Annotated in this window: 17 protein-coding genes; 8 read left to right on the top strand and 9 right to left on the bottom strand. The window is 73.8% G+C overall.

The genetic code is table 11. The features are described from left to right. Positions 1-58 precede the first annotated feature (58 nt). Positions 59-940, top strand: coding sequence for an acyl-CoA thioesterase (locus tag AC3CHW_RS33405; protein ID WP_488468986.1), 882 nt, complete (start codon positions 59-61; stop codon positions 938-940). Here the strand turns inward: AC3CHW_RS33405 and AC3CHW_RS33400 are convergent. From AC3CHW_RS33400 to AC3CHW_RS33390, 3 genes are all read right to left on the bottom strand, one after another. Beyond that, entirely contained in the window at positions 888-2123 is a 1236-nt protein-coding gene (locus AC3CHW_RS33400) for a DUF6397 family protein (RefSeq protein WP_488468985.1), read from the bottom strand. The genes AC3CHW_RS33405 and AC3CHW_RS33400 overlap by 53 nt on opposite strands. A 107-nt stretch (positions 2124-2230) precedes the next feature. Then, positions 2231-2641 carry a roadblock/LC7 domain-containing protein gene (locus AC3CHW_RS33395; RefSeq protein ID WP_398609495.1) on the bottom strand — a complete coding sequence of 137 codons (411 nt, stop codon included), beginning with the start codon at positions 2639-2641 and terminating at the stop codon, positions 2231-2233. 628 nt (positions 2642-3269) lie between these two features. Further along, complete coding sequence (locus tag AC3CHW_RS33390) at positions 3270-4223, bottom strand: oxygenase MpaB family protein (protein ID WP_488468984.1); 954 nt, start codon at positions 4221-4223, stop codon at positions 3270-3272. 433 nt (positions 4224-4656) lie between these two features. Between AC3CHW_RS33390 and AC3CHW_RS33385 the strand changes: the two genes are divergently transcribed. Then, a complete protein-coding gene (locus AC3CHW_RS33385) occupies positions 4657-5568 on the top strand; it encodes a hypothetical protein (RefSeq protein WP_488468983.1) in 912 nt (303 codons plus the stop codon). A gap of 195 nt (positions 5569-5763) precedes the next feature. Here the strand turns inward: AC3CHW_RS33385 and AC3CHW_RS33380 are convergent, their stop codons facing one another. The 3 genes from AC3CHW_RS33380 to AC3CHW_RS33370 form a co-directional block, all read right to left on the bottom strand. After that, complete coding sequence (locus AC3CHW_RS33380; RefSeq protein ID WP_488468982.1) at positions 5764-6306, bottom strand: MOSC domain-containing protein; 543 nt, start codon at positions 6304-6306, stop codon at positions 5764-5766. A gap of 106 nt (positions 6307-6412) precedes the next feature. Next, a complete protein-coding gene (locus AC3CHW_RS33375; RefSeq protein ID WP_398609499.1) occupies positions 6413-6595 on the bottom strand; it encodes a hypothetical protein in 183 nt (60 codons plus the stop codon). 76 nt (positions 6596-6671) lie between these two features. Then, entirely contained in the window at positions 6672-7721 is a 1050-nt protein-coding gene (locus tag AC3CHW_RS33370; protein ID WP_488468981.1) for an acyl-CoA desaturase, read from the bottom strand. Between the two features lie 370 nt (positions 7722-8091). On the opposite strand from AC3CHW_RS33370, the gene AC3CHW_RS33365 reads away from it, so the two are divergent. The 4 genes from AC3CHW_RS33365 to xylB all read left to right on the top strand — a co-directional run bounded on the left by AC3CHW_RS33365 (position 8092) and on the right by xylB (position 15340). Next, positions 8092-11118 (top strand): DEAD/DEAH box helicase, encoded by a 3027-nt coding sequence (locus AC3CHW_RS33365; RefSeq protein WP_488468980.1) that lies wholly within the window; start codon positions 8092-8094, stop codon positions 11116-11118. Then, positions 11118-12560: an SWF or SNF family helicase gene (locus AC3CHW_RS33360; RefSeq protein ID WP_488468979.1), complete on the top strand. Its 1443-nt coding sequence runs from the start codon at positions 11118-11120 to the stop codon at positions 12558-12560. Before AC3CHW_RS33365 ends, AC3CHW_RS33360 begins: the two co-directional genes overlap by 1 nt. Positions 12561-12894: 334 nt before the next feature. Continuing rightward, entirely contained in the window at positions 12895-13764 is an 870-nt protein-coding gene (locus tag AC3CHW_RS33355) for a YceI family protein (RefSeq protein WP_459247566.1), read from the top strand. A 133-nt stretch (positions 13765-13897) separates the two neighbouring features. After that, positions 13898-15340 (top strand): xylulokinase, encoded by a 1443-nt coding sequence (xylB, locus tag AC3CHW_RS33350; protein ID WP_488468978.1) that lies wholly within the window; start codon positions 13898-13900, stop codon positions 15338-15340. A 28-nt stretch (positions 15341-15368) separates the two neighbouring features. Here the strand turns inward: xylB and AC3CHW_RS33345 are convergent, their stop codons facing one another. The 3 genes from AC3CHW_RS33345 to AC3CHW_RS33335 all read right to left on the bottom strand — a co-directional run bounded on the left by AC3CHW_RS33345 (position 15369) and on the right by AC3CHW_RS33335 (position 17410). Beyond that, positions 15369-15743, bottom strand: coding sequence for a VOC family protein (locus AC3CHW_RS33345; protein WP_488468977.1), 375 nt, complete (start codon positions 15741-15743; stop codon positions 15369-15371). A gap of 109 nt (positions 15744-15852) precedes the next feature. Next, positions 15853-16341: a GNAT family N-acetyltransferase gene (locus AC3CHW_RS33340; RefSeq protein ID WP_187088552.1), complete on the bottom strand. Its 489-nt coding sequence runs from the start codon at positions 16339-16341 to the stop codon at positions 15853-15855. A 208-nt stretch (positions 16342-16549) separates the two neighbouring features. Then, on the bottom strand, positions 16550-17410 hold the full coding sequence (locus tag AC3CHW_RS33335) for a phosphatidylinositol-specific phospholipase C/glycerophosphodiester phosphodiesterase family protein (protein WP_488468976.1): 861 nt from the start codon (positions 17408-17410) through the stop codon (positions 16550-16552). A gap of 209 nt (positions 17411-17619) precedes the next feature. Between AC3CHW_RS33335 and AC3CHW_RS33330 the strand changes: the two genes are divergently transcribed. Together AC3CHW_RS33330 and AC3CHW_RS33325 are read left to right on the top strand one after the other, a co-directional pair. After that, positions 17620-18864, top strand: a complete 1245-nt coding sequence (locus tag AC3CHW_RS33330; protein ID WP_488468975.1) for a phosphodiester glycosidase family protein — start codon at positions 17620-17622, stop codon at positions 18862-18864. Between the two features lie 118 nt (positions 18865-18982). Next, positions 18983-20395 carry a family 2B encapsulin nanocompartment shell protein gene (locus AC3CHW_RS33325; RefSeq protein WP_488468974.1) on the top strand — a complete coding sequence of 471 codons (1413 nt, stop codon included), beginning with the start codon at positions 18983-18985 and terminating at the stop codon, positions 20393-20395. Positions 20396-20435: the final 40 nt, after the last annotated feature.

The following is a 20435-nucleotide window of genomic DNA, read 5'->3' as shown; positions in this document are numbered from 1 at the left end:
CCGCGCCAGGTCGTGGCCGGGCGGCGTCTCGCGGCATGCCAGCAAAGGAGCACCACCGATGCCCAACCCCGCCGAGCGGCTGGTCGACCTACTCGACCTGGAGCGGATCGAGACCAACATCTTCCGGGGACGCAGCCCCGACGAGTCGCTGCAGCGGGTGTTCGGCGGGCAGGTCGCCGGCCAGGCCCTGGTGGCGGCGGGGCGGACCACGGACGGCAAGCGCCCGGTGCACTCGCTGCACGCGTACTTCCTGCGGCCCGGCACGCCCGGGGTGCCCATCGTGTACCAGGTGGAGCGCGTACGCGACGGACGGTCCTTCACGACGCGTCGGGTGGTAGCCGTCCAGCAGGGGCGGACGATCTTCAACTTGACGGCCTCCTTCCATCAGCCGGAGCCGGGATTCGAGCATCAGGTGCCGATGCCGGACGTGCCCGAGCCGGAGTCGTTGCCCAGGCTCGGTGACGCCATCCGCGAGCGCCTGGGTGAGCTGCCCGAGGCGCTACGGCGCATGGAACAGCGGCAGGCGTTCGACATCCGCTATGTCGAGCCGCTGCGCTGGACCGCCGACGAGCTTGCCGGTGCGGAGCCGCGCAGTGGGGTGTGGATGCGGGCGATGGGGCCGCTGGGGGACGACCCGCTGGTGCACACCTGCGCCCTCACGTATGCGAGCGACATGACGTTGCTGGACGCGGTGCGCATCCCCGTGGAGCCGCTGTGGGGCCCGCGGGGTTTCGACATGGCGTCGCTGGATCACGCGATGTGGTTCCACCAGCCCTTCCGCGCGGACGAGTGGTTCCTGTACCAGCAGGAGTCGCCCATCGCGACGGGTGGGCGGGGCCTGGCCCGCGGTCAGATCTTTCATCGCGGCGGCGCGCTGTTGGTATCGGTCATGCAGGAGGGACTCTTCCGCCCGCACCGCCGGTCGGCCGCCGAGAGCTGAGGTCAACGCCCCGGGGGCGTCGCCGGGCCGCAACCGGGCCGCGGGGGCCGGGCGTCCGCTCCCGGGTGCCGACGGCCGCGCGCGCCGCCGGCGCCGTCACCCGTCGAGGGCTCTCGGCCTCCCGGGCGCGTCGGGCCGCAGCGGCGCGCGCCAGGAACTCCCACGCCGTCCCCGGCCGCACCGGGGGCGGTCCCGCGGGTGTCGCGGGGCCCGACGGGGCGGCCCGGCGGACTTCGCTCCGACGATCCACGCTGGCTCGCATGCTCGCCGGGGCCGGGCGCGCCGCGGACAGCGCTCGCCTCTCCGACGCTGGGGCCAGGACCGCTGCCTCGCCGGTCGCGGGCGGCGCTGCCGGCGGGGTCGGGCGAGCGTCCTCCAGCGCCGTGGGGAGGCCGATCTGATGCCAGATCACCTCCTCGCGGTCGTCCGCCGTCACCACCTCGTCCACCACCGCGCACACCGCCGGAGCCACCGCACGCACCGGGCTCAGCGGAGGGTCGAGCTCCCGCAGACACGCCCGCTCGGTGGGGTCGGGCACCACCTCGGCCAGCGCGTCGGTACTCAGCACGGCGGCCGAGACGGCGGCCCGGCTCCACGGGTCGGAGCTGTGCGCGAGGAGTTGCCCCACCCGCCGCGCCCGCCAGTTCCGCCCGCGCCAGTCGGCCTCCGTCCGCATCATGGCCCGCAGTCGCTCGGGGACGCGTGCCGCGCTCAACTCGGGCTCATTCGCCGCGAACTCGGCCAGCTCCGCCGCCAGGTAGAGCCAGACGACGGCCCGATAGCGGTTGACGTAGAAACGGGCGGGACTGACACATCCGCCGCGCGCCAGCCGGGTGAACCGGCCTGGGCTGATACCCAGCAGCTCGGCCGCCCGCGCCGTGCCGACCAGCCGCAGTCGCCCGCGCAGCGCCCGCAGCGCGCAGGGGTCCGCCGCGAGTCTTTCGACTTCCGAGCGGATCACGCGCCGTTGCCACGAGGCGCCCGGTACGGCCGGGGCGCGCTGGTCGCGACTGGCAGCGGGCCGCCCCCAGGGCGCCAACTCCCCGAGGCCCACCGAGCGCATGACACCGAGCTGGACGGCCAACTCGAGCTCGCGCCGCGGGCAGCGCAGCTCTCTGGCCGCGCTGCCCAGCGACACGGTCGCCCTCACCGTCGTGCGCGTCTCCCATGCCCGTGCGGTCATGATGCCTCTCCCCCATCGATCGATCACTGACAGTGACGACCATAGCGCTGGAGAGGCCGCGCGCGGCGGGCCTGTGGATAACCTCCGTGAGATCGGCGGCGGGAAGGTCAGGCGCCGCCCGGGGCGCCGCTTTGCTGGCGTACCTCGACGCCGAGATGCTCACCCACACGATTGACGAGAAGACCCATCTCGTAGGCGATCTGCCCCACGTCGGCCTCTTCGTGGCTGAGCACGCACAGACAACTGCCGTCGCCGGCCGCCGTCACGAACAGCACGCCCTCCTCGAACTCGACCATGACCTGACGGACGTGACCTGTCCGAAAATGATGGCCAGAGCCCTTGGCGAGACTGTGCAGACCCGATGCCACGGCGGCCAGGTGCTCAGCGTCCTCCCGGATGAGCGACGTGCTCGCACCGGTCACCAGACCGTCGTTGGACAGCACCAAGGCGTGCCGGATGTGCTCGATCCGCGTGGTCAGGTCGTCCAGCAGCCAGTCGAGCCCCTTGGTCAGTGCCATGCCCTCGCCTCCCCGTACGGCATTCCCCGTAACTGCCGTGCCAGCCTTGCTCACCGCCGCCATCTCGGCAACCCGGCCTTGGCTTTAGACCGCCCTTGTCCTCGCTCTGACACACAATGAAGACGCGGTTGAGCAGATGGCGACGGATCAGTGGCACGCCTCCCCCGTCGTCAGACACGCGCACCGGCCGGCGCTTCGGCGCTCGGCAAAGAAGACGCGCTCGTGAGGCCCGTAGGTGACCTGCCGTCAGACCAGGGATCAGGGTGTTCGGGCGACCGGTCGTTCAGCCCGGGGGCGAACATTTGCCTCGCCACGGCTTCCACTGCCCATCACTCCGCCCGCGAGGCGCCGCCTTCGCGCCGCGTGGAGCATCACGCTGGGTGAGTGACACGGCCTCCTGGGCCCGCCAGGCGGCGACGCCACGAGCGGCGTCAGGGAAGGGTTGAACGGCAGCCCGCAGGAGCGAACTCTCACCCTACGGTTGAGAGTGAGAGACGGTGTCGCTGGTGCCGGCTCTCGCGCCACGCGCGAAGGCGGTGCGGATCAGGTGGCACGCGCGGCCGGGCGCGACGGCGTCGACCTGCCGCTGACGTACGGGCTTGAGCCCGGCCACGAGGGTGGGGCCGCTCTAGTCGCGCCGCGGGTCCGCACGGGGTGGGGGCGTCGCGCGACCCACCGGGCAGCCGGGGGTGAGGGTGGGGCGCGCGGTGCGGGAGCGTGGCGTGCGAGTGCCTGGGCCGGTGGGGAAAGTGCCGAGTTCGGCCAGTACGTAGCCGAGTGGGTAGCCCTTGATCTGGGGGTTCTGCCGGGCGTAGTGGGGTTTGCGGCGCGGCGGCAGGAGCCGGACCGCTCTGCCGCGTAGCCGCAGCGCGCCCCGCACGGTCGCGGTGGCCAGCGGCCCGGGGTCCGGATAGCGGAAGGCGCGTCGCAGCGGCGCGTCGAGCAGGGCCAGGCTCGCCGCCCTCGCGAGTGGCGCGAGTGGCCGCGGATACCAGGAGGCCATGAGTTCGCGGGTGGCGTCGGCCACGCTTCTGCCGCCTTCGTCCCAGCCGAAGTGAGCCGCCTCGTACTGGTCGAGGTAGCGCTCGAATTCCCCGTACGTGGCGGGAATTTCCGTGATGCCCATGTGGCGGCCGAGGGTGCGGTAATACCGCGCTGACGCCTGCTTCTCGTGTTCGCACAGGCTCCGCCAGCCGTACGCGTCCAACCAGCGTTTGGGTACGACGACAAAGGTGCTGAGCACGTAACGCATGTCGTCGTTGGTGATGTCGTACGAGCCGTGCATCTGGTTCATGCGCCTGATGGCCGTGCGCCCCCGGGCGTCGGCAAATCCGTGTTCCAGCACCGCGTCGAGCAACAGCGCCGTGTCGTCGTAGCGCTTCTGGGTGCGTTCGGTGAATTCCCCGGTCCGCGCCAGCAGGCCACCGACGCTTGGCACCGCATAGGTACGGAAAAGGGCCAGTTCGAGCGCCCTGGTGAAGTCCCAGGGAAACTCGTGTGTCGCGGTGATGCGGTAGATGCGGAGGAAGTCCCGCTCCGGATCGAGGCGCTGGATCTCTCGTAGCCAGTCGTATCGCCGCATGTCGCCGGCTTCCCTTCGCTGATCCACAGGGGTGCTGTCCGGGCTGCCCGGGCTTCAACTGTAGGGGCGCTGGAGGGAATGCGGCAGAGCCGTACGGCCGAGGAGCGTGGGTGATCGGAATTGTTCCGTCGGCCGCGCCGAAGGTTCGTTTCGTGGCGGAGAGTGGCATCACTGATCGCAGTATGTCGGGCGCCTCGCCATGCGGGCGGGATCAACGGTGTGTGTGGTGCCCATGCGAGGGACGGGGTGGAATCGCCGGTGGGCGGAAAGGCCCACGCGGGCGGTGTGGAGGGGTGCCCTCCGCGATGGGAGCGCTCTCCGTTGGCCAGTAGGTGAGCCGGGCCGCGTACGGGTCGCGTCAGAGGTATCGACTCCGTGGTTACTCGCTGGTTAGGGTGCGCCCGCAAGGCAACGGCGGGGCAGGGAGGCTGCGGTGGTCACGACGGACGAGGCGAGCGACGAGGCGCTGTACGTGCTGACCGCGGTGCTGCTCACTCCGGCGCGGTTCCCGGGCGTCCTCGGGGACGACTATCCGCAGGTGTGTCAGGCCCTCGGACTCGCGCCCCGGCCCGACGGCTACGGTCTGGTGCTCGGCCAGGACGGTGCGGGCGCGCGCTGGACCGTGGTCACCGACGACGTGTCGCTGGTCGCCTGCGCGCTCGCGGCCTGGGACTGCGGCATGGACTACGACCTGACGCCGGGTGAGCGCAGTGTGGTGACCGCGCTGCCCGGCTGGCCGCTCGCGGTCGCGGTGGCTGCGCCGGGAGTGCCGGCGCCGCACGACCCCGCGCCCGAGCCGGGCCCCGACGGGCTGGTCCGCTCGCCGCTTCGCCCACCGGACTGCGAGCGGTGGGGGCCGGCGCAACGGCGGTTGGGCGCGGACGAGATCGCGCTGCGGTGGGCGGAGTGGCGGGAGCAGATCGGCGACGACGTCACGTTCGTCCAGCCCGGCGGTGATGCTGGTGCGGCCACCGACGCGGCCGGCACGGACGCGGCCCCGGATGACACCGCCGACGCCGCGTCCGCCGCCCCGTCTTCGCACACCGAGCGCGCGGAGGGCGGAGTTACCGCGCCGGGTCACGCCGGAGTGCGGCGGGTGTTGCGCGAGGCCCGTGGCTACCTCCGCACTCCCCCGCCGCCGGGGCGAGTGCGCTCGGCGTACGCGTCGGGCGAGGCGCGCACCCTGCGCGCCGACGGGCCGGGCTGGAGCCTGGTGGCCAGGACCGACGACATCGCGTTCGTCCTGTTGGACGAGGAACCGGGCGAGGTCCTTCCGGTGGGGCGCGGCCCGGAGCTGCCCCGCCTGCTGGCCGCGTTGGACGCCTTGGCCATGCGTTCGGCGTAGGGCGTCACACGTCGCGGCCAGCCCTGGTGCGCGGGCGCGGCGCTCCGGGCGGGCCTTGGCGTGCCGCGCGTCGGAGGCGGCCAGCGTGGGCGCTGTCATCCGTCCCCCGGCGTATGCCGCGCTCTCGCCATGGGCGCCGGGCCGTGGCGTCCGGCCGGTTCGGGGCGGCCCGAGCGGGCCGCCCGGGCCAGGGCGCTACACGCGTTCCAGGGGGCGGTGCGGGCCGGCCGGGAGTTCCACGCGGATGGCGTCGCCAGGGCGGACCGCTCCGCCCTCGCGGACGATGCTCATGACGCCGGCCTTGCGGACGATCTGTCCGTCCGCGTCCCGGCCCACGACCCGTTTCAGCAGTCCGTCCGAGAAGCCGTCGATCTGCCGGCACGGGTTGCGCAGCCCCGTCACCTCGACGACGGCCGTCGCGCCGAGGCGCAGCAGGGTGCCCACCGGCAGGCCGAGGAGGTCGACGCCGCTCGTGGTGACGTTCTCGCCGAGGTCACCCGGGCGCACGGTGAAGCCGGCCGCCGCCAGGTCGGGGAACAGCTCCGACTGGAGCAGGTGGACCTGGCGCAGGTTGGGCTGGGTGGGGTCCTGGGCGACGCGGGAGCGGTGCTGGACCGTGACGCCGAGGTGGGCGTCGCCTTCCACGCCCAGCCCGGCGAGCAGGGTGATCTCCTCCCGTACCGGCTTGCTGAACGCATGCCGGTCGTCACTGCACACCGCTGTCACCGTCGCACCCATGCCGGGGCGCCCCTCTCCTCGTGGCTGTGGCTCGCCCCGGCATTCTGACATTCGTTGCCCCGTGAAACCATGCCGCGTTGGCCGGGTTCGGGGGCTGCGACGCTGGTCAGCGGCCCAGTTGCTTGCGCGAGGCGCGGCGCAGCCGGGTCCGCTGTGAGGAGTCGAGCAGGAGGTAGGCGCCGACCGGAACACCGATCATGACCAGGAACGCCAACCAGTTCGGGAGCAGCCACAGCAGCACCACTCCCGCCACCACTCCACCAACGGCGACCTTCGCACGGTTCGACATCGTCTTAGCCTCCTCCTGCGCGTGTGCCGCTCTCTCCATCCTGTCAACGGTTGCGGAGCGCGGCACGTTCCACGGGTCAGCGGAGCGGGGCGCCGACGTCGTGCATGTGGCGTAGGGCCCAGGCGTAGGAGGCGACGAGGCCGGTCTCGGTGTACGGCAGGCCGAGCCGTGCGCAGTGCGCCCTGACCAGGGGCTGGGCGAGCGGCAGGTGGGGGCGGGCCATGCTGGGGAAGAGGTGGTGCTCGATCTGGTAGTTCAGGCCGCCGAGCAGCCAGTCGGTGGTCCGGCCGCCGCGTATGTTGCGCGAGGTGACGACCTGGCGCTTGAGGTGGCCCCAGCGGTCGTGTTGCGGGTCGGGCATGTCCATGCCCTTGTGGCCGGGGGCGAAGGCCATGCCCAGGTAGAGGCCGAAGAGCGCGTGGTGGACGAGGGCGAAGACGGCTGCCTTGCCCGGGGAGAGCACGGCCAGCAGGAACCCGACGTAGCAGAGGTAGTGGGCGGCCAGCAGTGACGCCTCCACGACGCGCTCGCGCGGCGCCTGGCGGCGCAGGTCGCGCAGGCCGGAGACCTTGAGGTTGAGCCCTTCCAGCAGCAGCATCGGGAAGAACAGCCGTGCCTGGTGGCGGGTGAGCCAGCGGGTGAAGCCCTGTCGGAGCGCGGCCTGGTGCCGGGTCCACACGAGGGCGCCGACGGCGACGTCGGGGTCCTTGTCGATGTGGTTGGGGTTGGCGTGGTGCCGGTTGTGCTTGTCGTTCCACCAGGCCCGGCTCATGCCGAGGAACAGGTTGCCGTGGACGAGGCCGATCACCGCGCTGACGCGGCGGTCGGTGGTGATCTGGGCGTGTCCGGCGTCGTGCCCGACGAAGGCGCTGCGGGCCCAGAAGACGGCCGCGGGCACGGCGAGCGCCACCACCCACCACGAGTCGCCCACCAGCGCGACCGCCGCCACGACGGCCGCCAGCGCCAGCAGGTTGAGACCTATCCCCACCACGTACCAGCCGGTGCGCCGCTCCAGCAGGCCGGCCGCCCGCACCTCGCGCAGCAGGGGTGCGAAGTCGCTGCCCGCGGTGGGCGGGCGGGCACCGCCGAGCGATGCGAGGGGGGCTTCGGCGGTGGCCTGTTGCATGGGCGTCTCCGGTGCACTGTGACGATCCCCGTGCGACCGCATGCCGTACGGGGTCTGACCTTGAGGAAGGTATGCGCTACGGACCGCACATAGCCATGGCGGACGCCCCCGGCCCGTGCGGGGGCCACGCCCCGTAGCACAAGGGGGTGCTAGCAACACCCCCCGCACCCCGCGACGGGGCGGCAGGTTGGCATCGGTGCACGCCAGGGGGTGTGCGCCCGGCAGGCCCGGGCGGAATCGGCACCGAATTCCCAGGGCACGGGACGAGCGCCGGGGCGACGTGGGATTCCTCACTGCGCGCGACGGCCCGCGAGCGTGCGGCGTCCGCTATCCTCGGCCGCCATCGGCGTTCACTAGTCAAATTTGAGGAATGCAGCAGCCTGTGACCCCACCTGCCCCAGCCCGCTCCCTGGCGCTCCCGCAACTCGCCCAGCTCGGTCGCTGCTCGGCCGTCTACCTTCCCGGCGACCCTGCGCGTACCGGCCAGATCGCCTTCTGGCAGCCGGACGACCCCTCCCGCGCTCCCCTGGACCCCGGCTCCGATGCCGACTCCGACTCAGGCTCAGACTCCGAGCACGAGCTGACCGTCCTCGTCGCGGAGGGCTCGGGGGTGGCGGCCCTGTCGGTGCGCGCCACGGTACTCCCCGTACGCGACGCGCTGCCGGCGCTCACCCGGGCCAGGGCCGCGTGCACCGATACCGCGGCCGCCTTCTGGGGCGCCGCCGCGGTGTTGGCCCTCCAGTTGGCCGCGCGCGGGCGGCTGTTGCCCGGGCTCAGCGCCGCCGATCACGACGCCTGGCGGGTCGGCCCGCTGGACGAGGCGGACCTGCTGCGCGTGCGCGAACTGGCCGCGGCCATGCCCCCGGCCGCCCACGCGGCGCCGCAGCCCTCCCCCGAGGCCGCCCCCGACGCGGACCCGGGCGACCTGCTGCTGGCCGAGCCCGAGCACCTGTTGCGCTCCTTCCTCGACGCGGTCGCCGACGGGCTGCCGCGCTCCCCCGCCGCCGCGCTCGCCGCGGGCAGCCCCGCCTTCGCCGCGCCCGAGCCCGTGCGCCTGCCCGAGCAGCGCGCATGGGCCGCCAGCATCGCCGCCGGGCACGACGCGGGGGTACGGCTCTCGCTGCGCGTCGAGGTCCTGGGGCTCACGGCGCGCGAGGTCTCGGACGGACTGGCGCCCGAGACCGCCGGCGACGCCGACGCGGCTGCCGACGACAGCGGCGCTCGGGCGCGGTTTCGCGCCGTGCTCCAGTTGCACAGCGCCACCGATCCCACGCTGGTGGCCGACGCCGCCGAGGTGTGGGGCGGCGACGCGCGGCTGGCCGCCGAGTTGGGGCCACGGGCGCGGATGGACGCGCTGCTCACGCTGCGCCGGGCGGCCCGGGCCTGGGCCCCGCTGGCGCCGCTGCTCTCCGCGGCCGTGCCGGACGCGCTCGACCTGGCCGACGAGGAGGTGAGCGAGCTGCTCGGCCCGGCGACGGCCGCGCTGGAGGCGGAGGGCGTGCGCGTGCACTGGCCACGGGAACTGGCCCGCGAGCTGACCGCCCGCGCCGTGGTCGGCCCACCCGACGACGCGTACGGACGGGACGGTTCCGGACTGCCGACCTTCCTCTCCGCGTCCGCCCTGCTGGACTTCAGTTGGCGGTTCGCGATCGGCGACGTGGAGCTGACCCGCGCCGAACTCGACCGGCTCGCCGAGGCCAACCGGCCGGTGGTGCGGCTGCGCGACCAGTGGGTGCTCATCGACCCGGCCGTGGTCCGCCGCGCCCGCGAGCGCAAGGACCGTACGGTCACCCCGGTCGCCGCGCTGGGCGCCGCGCTGACCGGGCGGACCGAGGTCGCCGGCGCCGAGGTGGAGGTCGAGGCGACGGGCTGGCTCGCGGCGCTGCGCGACCGGCTGCTCGGGGCGAGCGCGCACGGGGAGAAGGGTGAGACGGCCGACGGGCTGGCCGAGCCGGTGCCACAGCCGGCCGCGCTCGCCGCCACGCTCCGCGACTACCAGTTGCGCGGGTTGGCGTGGCTGCACCAGATGACCTCGCTCGGGCTCGGCGGCTGCCTCGCCGACGACATGGGCCTCGGCAAGACCATCACGCTGATCGCCCTGCACCTGCACCGCCAGACGGCGCCCGAGGCGGCCGGGCCCACGCTCGTGGTCTGCCCGACGTCGCTGCTCGGCAACTGGGAACGGGAGATCAACACCTTCGCGCCCGGCACCCCGGTCCGCCGCTTCCACGGCTCCGCGCGCGACCTGGCCGCGGTACCGGACGGCGCCTTCGTCCTCACCACCTACGGCACCATGCGACGCGACGCCGCGCGGCTCGCCGAGGTGGGCTGGGGCATGGTCGTCGCCGACGAGGCGCAGCACGTCAAGAACCCGTACGCGGCGACCGCGCGGGAACTGCGGACCATCGGCGCGAAGGCGCGGGTGGCGCTGTCCGGCACCCCGGTGGAGAACAACCTCTCGGAGCTGTGGGCGATCCTCGACTGGACCACGCCCGGCCTCCTCGGGCCGCTGGCGCGCTTTCGCACCCGCTACGGACAGGCGGTGGAGGGCGGGGACCCGGCGGCGGCCGAGCGCCTCGGCAGGCTCATCCGCCCCTTCCTGCTGCGCCGCCGCAAGTCCGATCCCGGGATCGCGCCGGAGCTGCCGCCGAAGACGGAGACCGACCGGGCCGTGGCGCTGACCAGGGAACAGACCGGGCTCTACGAGGCGGTGGTGCGCGAGACGCTGGCCGAGATCGCGGGCGCGGACGCCCTCGCGCGCCGCGGCCTGGTGCTCAAGCTGCTGACCTCGCTCAAGCAGGTGTGCAACCACCCGGCGCAGTTCCTGCGGGAGGACGACCCGGTCATCGAGGGCCGCTCGGGCAAGCTGGAGCTGCTCGACGAGTTGTTGGACACCGTGCTGGCCGAGGGCGCCAGCGTGCTGGTCTTCACGCAGTACGTGGTGATGGCCCGCCTCCTCGAACGGCACCTGGCCGCGCGGGGCGTGCCCACCCAACTCCTGCACGGCGGCACGCCGGTGACCCGCCGCGAGGAGATGGTGCGCCGCTTCCAGGACGGGCGGGTGCCGGTCTTCCTGCTCTCCCTCAAGGCCGCCGGCACCGGCCTGAACCTCACCCGGGCCGAACACGTCGTGCACTACGACCGGTGGTGGAACCCGGCGGTCGAGGCCCAGGCCACCGACCGCGCGTACCGCATCGGCCAGACCCAGCCGGTGCAGGTGCACCGCATCATCGCCGAGGGCACGGTGGAGGACCGGATCGCGGCCATGTTGGAGCGCAAGCGCGAGTTGGCGGACGCCGTGCTCGGGTCCGGCGAGTCGGCGCTGACCGAGCTGTCCGACGCCGAGTTGACGGAGCTGGTGGCGCTGCGCCCGGCGCGCACGAGGGAGGCCATGTGATGTCCCCCGACGACCTGAGCGCGATCCACGGTGCACACGACGGACACGAGGAGGACGAGCTGTACGACGGGGCTGGCGAGGACGCGTACGAGGGGACGGCGGACGACCCCTACGGGGACGAGACCGAGACGCGCCCGAAGCGGTCGGCGGGGAGCGGGGCGGTGGAGCGCACCTTCGCGGCGCTGCCGCCCGCGCACGGGCGGGGCTTCGCGCAGACGTGGTGGGGCCTGGCGTGGCTGAAGGCCCTTGAGGACACGGCGCTGGACAACCAGCAGCTCAAGAAGGGGCGCAAGCAGGCCAGGGAGGGCGCCGTCGGCGCGGTGAGCGTCCGGCCCGGTCGGATCACCGCCGTGGTGCGGGGCAGGGACCGTACGCCGTACCGCTCGGACGTGTTGCTGCGGGAGCTGACGCCGGGCGAGTGGGACCGGTTCCTCGACATGGTCGCCGACCGGGCGGGGCACATCGCCGCGCTCCTCGACCGCGACATGCCGCCGCACCTGGTGGAGGACGCCGCCGCGGCGGGCGTGGAACTGCTCCCCGGCATCGGCGACCTGGAGCCCGAGTGCGGCTGCGAGGCGTGGGACCACTGCCCGCACACGGCCGCGCTGTGCTACCAGCTCGCCCGGCTGCTGGACCAGGACCCGTTCGTGTTGCTACTGCTGCGGGGGCGGGGCGAGCGGGAGTTGCTCGACGACCTCCAGGCGCGCTCGGCCGTGCGCGCCGCCGCACACGCTCCGCAGCGCGCGAGCAGCGCGCCGGCGCCGCGCACGGTCCCGGCGCGCGAGGTGTTCGCGGAGGCGCTGGCCGTCGCCCCGCTGCCCGCGCCGCCACCACCGGTGGCGCAGCCGGGCCGCCCACCCCGGTTGCGCGGCGAGGAGGCGCCGGCCGACCCGCCGGCGGGCGGGGTGCCCGTCCCCGACGCCGAGGCGCTGGAGTTCCTGGCGGCCGACGCCGCGGTCCGCGCGCGGCACCTGCTGACGCAGGCGTGCGCGCCGGGCCACGCCGACGCGCCCGCGCCCGTGGAACTGACCGTGTGGCAGGACGCGGTGCGGCTGGCCGCGTCCGCCCCGGGGCCGCGCGTCATGGCCCGGCTCGCGGCGGGCTGCGGCCGGGACGGCGCCGACCTCGACCGCGCCGTGCGGGCCTGGGAGTACGGCGGGCGCGACGCGCTGGCCGTACTCGACGAGCGGTGGACGCCGGACGCCGAGGCGCTGGCGCGCGCCGGCGCACAGCTCGCCCGGGCGTGGGAGGACGAGGCGGGCCGACCCCGGTTGCGCGCCGAGGGCGACCGGTGGACGGCGCACGACGGCCGGGCCCAGCTCCGCTACGGCCGCGACGGACGCTGGTGGCCGTACCGCGAGGAGGGCGGCCGGTGGTACCCGGCCGGGCCCGCGGCCACCGACCCCGCGACGGCGCTGGCCGGCGCGCTCCGCGGCGACTGACCCACCGACCGGCGGCGCGCGGCGTACGGGCGGGGCTGGCCACGTCCGTACGCCCCGCGTCGGGCCCAGCCGACCGGGGACGCGGCCCGTGGGGCGCGTGGGCCGGACGGTACGCGGCGGCGTGAGCCCGGGCGGGAGGCGGCCGGCCCGGGACGCGCCGCGATGGCCTTGGCGACACCCCCGGGGCGGCGGCCCGCCACGGGGCGTGCCGCCGGCCGATGACCCCCGTCCCGTTTGCGATGGCGACGGGGGTCTTGCCTGACCTTGTCCTTTCTGATGACACAATGCGGTGGTCGCACCTTCAACCACCTACTGCTCCAGAGAGGCCATGGGAATGGCATTTGCCCTGCTACGCCGTCGTCACCGCGTTACGGGGAGGGAGGCCACGCCCCTGCCACCAGGCTCCGGGTCGCTGGAATGCGTGGTGCTCGACCCGGTGCGACTCCCGCTCCCCCGGGCCGAGGTTTCCGTTCGCGACGCCGAGGGCCGTGAGGTCGTACGCGGCCAGACCGACCCCAACGGCCGCTTCGCGACGACCGTGCGGCCCGGCGCGTACGGCCTCTCCATCACCTCCGACGGCTACCAGCCCGTGCGCCGCGACTGCCTGGCCGCCGACGGCGTGCGCACCACCGTCGACTCGGTGGCCATGGACCTCGCCCCGCAGCCGTCGCTGCCGACGCCCGGTGCGTGGCGCATCGACCCCGACCACAGCGCGGTGCGCTTCGTCGCGCGGCACATCGGGCTCGCCGCGGTACACGGCCGGTTCAACCAGTTCGAGGGAACCCTGATGGTCGGGGAGCGCATGGAGGACTCCCGCCTGGAGGTCGCCATCGACACCGCGAGCATCGACACCAACGTGCGCCAGCGCGACGACCACCTGCGCTCGGCGGACTTCCTCGACGTCGCCGCCTACCCCTCCATGTACTTCGCCAGCGAGCGCTTCGTGCACCGCGGCGGGTCCCGCTGGTCCGTCCAGGGCGCCCTGAACCTGCACGGCGTCAGCCGCAGCGTCGCGCTCGACACCCGCTACCTGGGCCTTGGCACCGGCATCGCCGGGGAGACCCGGGCCGCGTGCAGCGCGACGGCCGAGTTGCACCGCGAGGACTTCACCCTCGACTGGCGCACCATGCTCTCGCGGGGCATCGCGGTGGTCGGGGCGACCATTCGCGTCGAGCTGGACATCCAGGCGGTCCCCGAGGGGTAGCGCACCCGGTGGGCCACGGGCCAACGGTCGCCACACGCTGGACCGTTGACCCGCCGCGCGCCCACTCCCGGCGGATACCATGCACGACCGTCCGTAGCGGACGCCGAGGCACCGCCAGGCTGGAGGAGAGCGCATGACCGTGGCCGCCGTACCCGAGGGACCGCTCGTCATCGGGGTGGACAGTTCGACCCAGTCCACCAAGGTGCTCGCCGTCGACGCCGCGACGGGCGCGGTGCTCGCCCGCGGCCGGGCCGCGCACACCGTCAGCCCGGGCACGGCCAGGGAGAGCGACCCCCGGCAGTGGTGGACGGCGCTGTGCGAGGCGCTTGGGCAGTGCGGCGACTACGCCCACCAGGCCGCCGCCGTCTCCGTCGGCGCGCAACAGCACGGCCTGGTCACCCTGGACGCCGCCGGCGAGCCCGTCCGCCCGGCGCTGCTGTGGAACGACGTGCGCTCGGCCGACCAACGCGACCGGCTGATCAGCGAGTTGGGCGGCCCGCGGGCGTGGGCACAGCGGCTGGGCAGCGTGCCGCCGCCGGCCTTCACGGTGACCAAGTGGGCCTGGCTGCGCGAGCGTGAACCCGCGGCGGCCCGGGCGACGGCGGCGGTCCGACTGCCGCACGACTACCTCACCGAACGGCTCACCGGCCAGGCCGTCACCGACCGCGGGGACGCGTCGGGCACCGGCTGGTGGGGCACCGAACGCCAGGAGTACGACCGGCGGGTGCTCGACCACGTGGGGCTGACCCCGGAGATGCTGCCCCGGGTGTTGCGGCCCGGCGAGGCGGCGGGCACGGTGCGCCAGGTGCCCGGGCTGCCGCTGCCCGCCGGCGCGCTGGTGGCCACCGGCACGGGCGACAACATGGCGGCGGCGCTCGGCCTCGGGTTGCGCGCCGGGCAGCCCGTACTCAGCCTCGGCACCTCCGGCACCGTCTACGCCGTCTCCGACCGGCGCCCCACCGACCCCACCGGTACGGTCGCGGGCTTCGCCGACGCGCGCGACGCCTGGCTGCCGCTGGCCTGCACGCTCAACTGCACCCTGGCCGTGGACCGGTTCGCGACCCTGCTCGGCCGCGACCGCGAGGCCGTGGAGCCCGGCGGCACGGTGACCGTGCTGCCCTTCCTCGACGGGGAGCGCACCCCGCACCTGCCCGCGGCCACCGGCATGCTGCACGGCCTGCGCCACGACACCTCCCCGGGCCAGGTGCTCCAGGCGGCGTACGACGGCGCGGTGTACGCGCTGCTCACCGCGTTGGAGACGGTGCTCGGCCCGGACGCCGACCCGCGGGCGCCACTGCTGCTGATCGGCGGCGGCGCGCGGGGCACCGCGTGGCGCACCACCATCCAGCGGCTGAGCGGTCGCCCGGTGCGCGTGCCGCGCGCCCAGGACCTGGTGGCCCTGGGCTCGGCGGCGCAGGCCGCCGGGCTGCTGCTCGGCGAGGACCCGGTGGCCGTGGCCCGGCGCTGGGCGACGGCCGACGGGCCGTCGTACGAGGCCGTGCCGCGCGACGACGCGGCGCTGGAGCGTCTCGCGGCGACGCTGGCCGGCGCCGGCACGCTGCTCGGCGCCTCCTGACCGGCCGACGGCGGTGGTCGCCGGTGACTTACTTCCTGGTCAGGCAGAAGGGGTGGCCGGCCGGGTCGACCAGCACCCGCCACCGCTCGCCGCCCGGCTGGTGCGCCGGCTCGCGCGCGCCCAGCTCCACCAGGCGGCTCCGGGCCCGGTCGAGGTCGTCGACCGCGAAGTCGAGGTGGAACTGCTGCGGCGCGGCGGGGTCCGGCCAGCGCGGGGGCCGGTAGTCGGCGACGCGCTGAAAGCCCATGACGAGCCCGTCCTCACGCGTGAGCCCGGCGAAGTCCGCGTTGGACGCGGGGTGCGGGGTGAGCCCGGTGGCCTGCTGGTAGAACGCGGCGAGCGCCAGCGGGTCGGGGCAGTCGAGGTTGATGGCCGTGAGCCGCATGGGCGGGGTCGTCGTCATGTGCGGGTGCTTACCCATCCGGCCCTCGGCGCGCACGTCGGCGGCCGGCCGGAGCGCGCCGGCCCGGGGCCGCCCCGCCGCGCGGGACCCGTCCGGCGCCGACCGGTGGTCACAGGGCACGGTGCATGATGTGCAGCCCGACGAACCCCTTGGTCGGGTGCTGGAATCCCTCGGGCAGCGTGCCGATGACGGTGAAGCCCAGGGACTTCCACAGGGCGACCGCCCGGGTGTTGGTCTCCACGACCGCGTTGAACTGCATGGCGCGGAAGCCCTCGGAGCGGGCCCAGTCCAGGACGTAGGTGCCAAGGGCCCGGCCGATGCCGCGCCCGGAGACCCGCGGGTCGACCATGAAGCTGGCGCTCGCGATGTGCGCGGCGGGCCCCATGTGGTTCGGGTTCATCTTCGCCGTGCCGAGCACCGTGCCCTCGTCGTCGACGGCCACCACGGTGCGGCTCGGCGGGGCGAGCATCCACATCTCGCGCGCCCGTTCCTCGCTCAGGTCACGCGGATAGGTGTAGGTCTCGCCGGCGGCGACGATCTCCCGCAGGAAGGGCCAGATGGCCGGCCAGTCGTCGGCGGTGGCAACGTTGATCTGCATGGCGATCAGCATGCGCGAGGCCCCGCCGTGGGGCCAGCGAATTTTCGCCACCCCCGCGCCGGGGCCCCGGCACGGCGCCCGCACTCCGGCGGGCGCCAGCCGGCGAGCCGCGCCCCGCGCTCCTACGATGGGCCGATGTGCGTAGGAACGTCCGCCATAGATGCGGTGCCAGCGAAGTCGTCCCCTGTCCGCGCCCGCTGAGCGGGGCTCAGCGGGCCGCGCGCAGGAACGCCTCCAGGCCGGCCAGGTCGTCCGTGTTGAGGTGGTCGACGCCCGCGGCCAGCAGCTCGCTCCAGACCGCGTCCCGCGCCGGGCCCGCCTGGTCGGGCGTGGCCCAGAAGCGCACCCGTTGGCGTCGCGCGTGGGCGGCGTCCACGATCTGCCGCAGCTTGGCGCGCTCGGCCCTGGGCATCGGGCCCACGCCCGACCAGGTGAAGCTGTGCGTCCAGTTGCTGCTGATCAGCGGGATGAAGGAGGCCGGCACTCCGGTGCCGAGGTCGTCCAGGCGGCCGTCGTAGAAGGCGTGGCGCACCCGCTCGGCCTCCATCGCCGGCCGGGCGGCCCGGTCGCCGGAGATGACCGGGGTGACGGCGCCCTCGAAGACCCGCCCGCCGGCGGTGAAGCTGAGCATCGAGCGGTAGCGGCGCAGTCGCCTGGAGAGCACCCGGTAGGTCGCGTCGCCCTGGTTCTTGATGTCGATGAGCAGTTGCAACGACTGGCGGTGGCCCGGGTAGACGCGTCCGCCGCCCGCCCGCACCCGGCGCAGCAGCGGGTCCAGGTAGAGCCGCTCCAGGGTGCGCGTCGGGTCCAGCTCCGCCTCCTCGTGCGCGACCAGGAGCTGACCGTCCACCAGCCAGATGTCGGCCTCGACGCTGGTGAAGCCGTGCGCCAGCGCGTCGTGCAGGGGGCGGGGGTGCTCGTAGTCGTTGTGCGCGTGCGCCTGGCGCAGCGGCGGCTTGCCGCCGTGGTGGCCGCCACGTGCCTCGGCGTACGCGGGCGCGGCGATGCCGCCCGCGAGCGCGGTGGCTCCGAGGGTGACGACGAACGCTCGTCGGGTGCTGTGGGGCATGGCGGCCTCCTGGCTCTCGCCCCGGCGCGGGGCCGGGGGTGCACGACGGACGCCAGTGAGTATCGGTCGCGCCGGGGTCGTCCGACAGTGACGCGCGGAGAGTTCCGCAGGTGGTCGTCAGCCATTTCCCTGCCGTTCTGGGCCTCCGCCGCGCCGTGTGGGGATGCCTTCGGTAGCGATGGGTGGCCGAGGCAGGGAATGGGGCGAGCATGAGGACACGGTTGAGTGGTGGGCGCGCGGCACTGGGCGTGGTGGTCGCCTGGTTGGCCCTGTTGGGTGGGGGGTTGGTCAGTGCGCCGGTGGCGGACGCGGCCGATGCCGGGCCGCGCTTCACCCAGCGCGCGACGATCGCGCCCGGCGTTGAGTACCGGGAGTTCTCGGTCGACTCCTCGCACGGCACGGCCTACGGGCACCTGCTCTCGATCGACCTGCGGACCCCGGGGCTCTCGCTCGACCTGGTCCACCCGGGCGCGGTGGGGGCGCGGGCGCCGCTGTCGCAACTGGCGGGCCGGCGGGGCGCCGTGGCCGCGGTCAACGGCGACTTCTTCAACATCAACGAGAACCAGCACCCGGGCGTCGAGGCGACCGGCGCGCCGGTGGGGCCGGCCATCGCCGCGGGGCACCGGCTCAAGGGCGCCGTGCCGCTGGGCCAGCGGTTCGGGCCCAAGCTGCCGCCCGGCACGGGCACCGAGGACGTCATCGCGGTCGGCAGGAACCGCACCGCGCGGCTCGACCGGCTGAGCCTGCGCGGCACGGTCCGTACGCCGCACGGCTCGTTGGCGTTGCGTGGCCTGAACCAGTACGCGCTGGCGGAGAACGGGATCGGTGCCTTCACCGCGGCGTGGGGTCAGACCTCCCGGGTGCGGGCGACGTGTGGCACCGACACCGACCGGGGGGCGCCGTGCAGCGGCGAGACGTACGAGGTGACGGTGCGCAAGGGCCGGGTGAGCCAGGTGGCGGAGACCCCGGGGAGCGGGCCGGTGGCCGCGGACTCGGTGGTGTTGGTGGGGCGCGAGGCGGGCGCAGCGTCGTTGCGCGGGCTCAGGGTGGGTGACCGGGTGTCGGTGCGGCACGCGTTGACCGCCAGCCGACCGGGCCCGTTGGCGTTCGCGGTGGGCGGCTATCCGATCGCGCGCGGCCAGCAGCCGTTGGCGGGCCTGGACGACGCCACGCCCGCCGTGCGCTCGGCGGCCGGCATCGGCGCGAGCGGGCACCGCGTGTATCTGCTGTCGCTGGACGGCCGGCCCGAATACCGCGCGGGGTTGACCATCGCCGAGTTGGCCGAACTGATGCTCGCCCTGGGCGCCGACGACGCGGTGAATCTGGACGGCGGAGGCTCGGCCACGATGGTGACGCGTGAGCCGGGAACCCCAGGTCCGGCGGTGCGTAACAACCCGTCAGGGGGCGTTGAGCGGGCCATCCCCAATGGGATTGGAGTATTTACCGCGATTTAACTCATAGATTTATGCCACTCTTTCGAGTGAATGCAACCGGTTAAATCCGCTGATAGCTTCGGGACTGCTTCGGGGGTACCCCCTCCGCATGTCCGTTTCGGGGTTAGGTGACCATTTAATGACAACGTCAGTGGAATCGAGTTCGGCCGGCGCGGCGGGCCAGCAGTCGCAACTGAGCCTGAGCACGCAAGCCGCGCGGAATCTCGCCACGACGACCAAAACGGTTCCGCAGATGCAGGGGATCACCTCGCGGTGGTTGCTGCGCGTGCTGCCGTGGATTCCCGTGTCCAGCGGCGCGTACCGGGTCAACCGCAGGTTGAGCTACACGGTGGGCGACGGCCGGGTCACGTTCTCCAGCACGGGTTCCGAGGTGCGGGTCATCCCGCCGGAGCTGCGGGAGTTGCCGCTCCTGCGCGACCTCGGCACCGATGCCGTGCTCACCGCGCTGGCCGACCGCTTCACGCAGCGCGACTTCACCCCGGGCGAGGTACTGGTCGAGGCGGGCCAGAGCGCGGACCAGGTGGTGTTGATCGCGCACGGCAAGCTCAACAAGGTCGGCACCGGCAAGTACGGCGACGAGACCGTGCTCGGCGTGCTGGCCGACGGCGACCACGTGGGCGACGACGGGCTGGTGGGGCCCGAGCGGACGTGGCCGTTCGCGCTCAAGGCGCTGACCAGCGGCACGGTGCTCACCCTGAGCCGGGCCTCGTTCCAGAGCCTGGTCGGCGAGGACGCCGAACTGCGCGCGCACGTCGAGCGCTTCGTGAGCCAGGGCGAGCTGCCGCGCAACGCGCAGGGCGAGGCCGAGATCGCGGTGGCCGCGGGTCACGCGGGCGAGCCGGTGCTCGGTGGCACGTTCGTGGACTACGAGTTGGCGCCGCGCGAGTACGAACTCAGCGTCGCCCAGACCGTCCTGCGCGTCCACACCCGCGTCGCCGACCTCTACAACGAACCCATGAACCAGGTCGAGGAGCAACTGCGACTCACCGTCGAAGCGCTCCGCGAACGCCAAGAACACGAAATGATCAACAACCGCGACTTCGGCCTCCTCCACAACGCCGACCTCAGCCAGCGCATCCACACCCGCACCGGTCCGCCCACCCCCGACGACCTCGACGAACTGCTGGCCACCGTCTGGAAGGACCCGGGCGTCATCCTGGCGCACCCGCGGGCCATCGCGGCCATCGGTCGGGAGTTCAACGCGCGGGGCATCTACCCGCAGAGCATCGACTTCGGCGGCCACGCCGTGCCGGCCTGGCGGGGCGTGCCCGTGCTGCCGTGCAACAAGATCGGCGTCAGCGAGAGCGGCACCACCTCGATCCTCGTGATGCGTACCGGTCAAGAAAACCAGGGTGTGGTCGGTCTCCAGCCCACCGCGTTGCCCGACGAAATCCAACCGGGTCTTTCCGTTCGCTTTATGGGAATCAGCGAACAGGCCATCATGTCCTACCTCGTCAGCGCCTACTACTCCGCCGCCGTTCTCGTGCCGGACGCGCTCGGCATTCTCGAAGACGTGGAAATCGGCCGCTGAGCCGCCTCGCCAGACATCTCCAGCGGTCACTCCCGGCACC

It is taken from the genome of Streptomyces sp. MGP-BFMKR1, from assembly GCF_057766585.1.
This window is presented reverse-complemented; position numbering and strand designations above follow the sequence as displayed.

What these genes read in the sequence shown, in the direction of transcription:
- AC3CHW_RS33325 (WP_488468974.1), top strand. Translation starts at nt 18,983, where the DNA reads ATGACAACGTCAGTGGAATCGAGTTCGGCCGGCGCGGCGGGCCAGCAG.
- AC3CHW_RS33395 (WP_398609495.1), bottom strand. Translation starts at nt 2,641, where the DNA reads ATGGCACTGACCAAGGGGCTCGACTGGCTGCTGGACGACCTGACCACG.
- AC3CHW_RS33345 (WP_488468977.1), bottom strand. Translation starts at nt 15,743, where the DNA reads ATGACGACGACCCCGCCCATGCGGCTCACGGCCATCAACCTCGACTGC.
- AC3CHW_RS33390 (WP_488468984.1), bottom strand. Translation starts at nt 4,223, where the DNA reads ATGCGGCGATACGACTGGCTACGAGAGATCCAGCGCCTCGATCCGGAG.
- AC3CHW_RS33365 (WP_488468980.1), top strand. Translation starts at nt 8,092, where the DNA reads ATGCAGCAGCCTGTGACCCCACCTGCCCCAGCCCGCTCCCTGGCGCTC.
- xylB (WP_488468978.1), top strand. Translation starts at nt 13,898, where the DNA reads ATGACCGTGGCCGCCGTACCCGAGGGACCGCTCGTCATCGGGGTGGAC.
- AC3CHW_RS33335 (WP_488468976.1), bottom strand. Translation starts at nt 17,410, where the DNA reads ATGCCCCACAGCACCCGACGAGCGTTCGTCGTCACCCTCGGAGCCACC.
- AC3CHW_RS33340 (WP_187088552.1), bottom strand. Translation starts at nt 16,341, where the DNA reads ATGCAGATCAACGTTGCCACCGCCGACGACTGGCCGGCCATCTGGCCC.
- AC3CHW_RS33405 (WP_488468986.1), top strand. Translation starts at nt 59, where the DNA reads ATGCCCAACCCCGCCGAGCGGCTGGTCGACCTACTCGACCTGGAGCGG.
- AC3CHW_RS33360 (WP_488468979.1), top strand. Translation starts at nt 11,118, where the DNA reads ATGTCCCCCGACGACCTGAGCGCGATCCACGGTGCACACGACGGACAC.
- AC3CHW_RS33400 (WP_488468985.1), bottom strand. Translation starts at nt 2,123, where the DNA reads ATGACCGCACGGGCATGGGAGACGCGCACGACGGTGAGGGCGACCGTG.
- AC3CHW_RS33355 (WP_459247566.1), top strand. Translation starts at nt 12,895, where the DNA reads ATGGCATTTGCCCTGCTACGCCGTCGTCACCGCGTTACGGGGAGGGAG.
- AC3CHW_RS33330 (WP_488468975.1), top strand. Translation starts at nt 17,620, where the DNA reads ATGAGGACACGGTTGAGTGGTGGGCGCGCGGCACTGGGCGTGGTGGTC.
- AC3CHW_RS33370 (WP_488468981.1), bottom strand. Translation starts at nt 7,721, where the DNA reads ATGCAACAGGCCACCGCCGAAGCCCCCCTCGCATCGCTCGGCGGTGCC.
- AC3CHW_RS33375 (WP_398609499.1), bottom strand. Translation starts at nt 6,595, where the DNA reads ATGTCGAACCGTGCGAAGGTCGCCGTTGGTGGAGTGGTGGCGGGAGTG.
- AC3CHW_RS33380 (WP_488468982.1), bottom strand. Translation starts at nt 6,306, where the DNA reads ATGGGTGCGACGGTGACAGCGGTGTGCAGTGACGACCGGCATGCGTTC.